Below are 2,065 nucleotides of genomic sequence, written 5' to 3'. Positions count from 1 at the left end.
ACCAAGAAGAAAATGTAACAAAAGAGTTACGAGGACACTTCTCACTAAAACGCTAGTTCATTAAAGACTATGTATAAAACAAAAAGCACCTTTCGGTTACATACTGAAAGGTGCTTTTTTAGTATAGAAATTTCACAATAATCTAATAAAGTTAAAATTATTATAAAAATGTCGTATTTTGTAATGTAAAATCATTTGCTATGAAAAATCATCTTTGGCTATTGCTATTTAGTCTCTTTTCAATAATGTTATCTGCACAGACAGAGCCTATTACACTTTTTGAACAATTTAATGGACAACTAGATTTTACAGGTTTTGGGAATACACTAAACCCACAGGAAAATAATGCAGGTGGAACTTTTGATATTTTGAATGAAAGTAGTGCAGAATTAAACCTTGCTCCAGGGCAAACATTAGTTGCTGCTTATTTATATTGGGCTGGATCTGGATCTGGAGATTTCTTTGTAGATTTAAACGGTACACCAGTTTTTGCAACTAGAACATTTTCAGCTCAATTAAATACAACGCAATTTGCATTTGGAGCATTTGCAGATGTAACGCCTATTGTACAAACTTCAGGAAATGGCACCTATACTTTTTCAGATTTTGATATTAATGCCGAAGCAGCTAATTATGGATCGTTGAAATTTGCAGGTTGGTCTGTGGTTGTTGTTTATGAAGATCTTACCTTAACTCAAAATCAAGTTTCTATCTTCGATGGTTTTGATTTTGTAGCAGCAGATAATCCTGAGATTAATTTTACTTTAGACAATTTAGATATTGCGAGCCCAATTCTTTCAAAAGTTAGTTTTTTAGCTTGGGAAGGTGATGCTGTAACAGCTCCAGTAAATGAAACATTAAGTGTGAATGGAACACTTCTTTCAAATGCACAGAATCCTGCAGATAATGCATTCAATGGAACAAATAGTTACGATGGAAATAACGATCAGTTTAATATGGATTTAGATGTTTATGCTTTGGATGCATTAGTTGCCCCAGGTGATACTTCAATTGATATTCAACTTACATCAGGGCTTGATTTAGTTATTGTTCATAATGTAGTTACAAATGTAAATTCTGAAATTCCCGATGCGACCATAGTAATTGATGATATAGGGGTGTTGTGTTCAAATAATAATATAGATGTTGATTATACAGTTTTTAATATTGAAAGTACTGAAGAATTGCCAGCAGGAATGCCAATTGCATTTTATGCAGATGGCGTGTTGGTTGGACAAGCATTAACAACAGGAATAATCCCTATTGGTGGCTCTGAAAGTGGAACAGTAACTTTAAATTTTCCTCCAGGAGGTGCTACTCCTGTGGTTTTTACTCTAACAGCTGTTGTGGATGATGATGGTACAGGTGTAGGTATTGTAAGTGAGAACAACGAAGATAATAATACATTTGATTTGTTAGTTGATTTATCATTACAAGGTTTAAATATTGGTCCAGATTTAACACCTTGTTTGAATGACATAGTAACAATCGGGCAAGAATTAGGGCCTACATTTACATATCAATGGTTCTTTAATGGAGCTGCATTGCCAGGAGGGACAGGTCCATTTTATAATCCTACATTATCTGGTACTTATACTTTAAATGCATTTGAAGGAATTTGTTTTGTATCTGGTGATGTGGAAGTGACTTTTCAGCCATTACCTGTTGCAGTGACACCAGACGATTTAAGAGCTTGTGATGAGCTTCCTAACGATGGTTTTGCAACTTTTGATTTGACAGTCCGCGACGCTCAAATTGCAAATGGACAACCTGGTACAGTTACATACCATATCTCACAAGCTGCTGCATTAACAGGTGCTTTTCCGTTTATGGACCCTACAATGTATATAAATACGGTAGCCTCTTTTCAAACTGTTTATGCTCGTTTTGAGGATTCTAATGGGTGTAGAGCAGTAGTCCCATTAAACTTAGTAGTTGACGACAGCCCTGCGATCACCGATCCAATTAGCGATTATTTTTTATGTGATTTAGATGGCGACGGATTAGAGACCTTTGATTTAACAAGCAAGGATGCTGAAATTTTAAACACATTAGTAGATGTTAC

At 35.1% G+C, this 2,065-nt stretch carries 1 protein-coding gene; it reads left to right on the top strand.

Annotated elements, in window-relative coordinates; translation table 11 throughout:
• Positions 1-200: 200 nt before the first annotated feature.
• A partial coding sequence (locus GBH57_RS15910; RefSeq protein ID WP_151675488.1) for an FIDD domain-containing protein occupies positions 201-2,065 on the top strand: 1,865 nt, incomplete at its 3' end.

Source organism: Patiriisocius marinus (genome assembly GCF_008974325.1).
Lineage (GTDB): Bacteria > Bacteroidota > Bacteroidia > Flavobacteriales > Flavobacteriaceae > Patiriisocius > Patiriisocius marinus.
The sequence above is the reverse complement of the archived record's forward strand: the minus strand, read 5'-3'. Positions and strand labels throughout refer to the sequence as shown.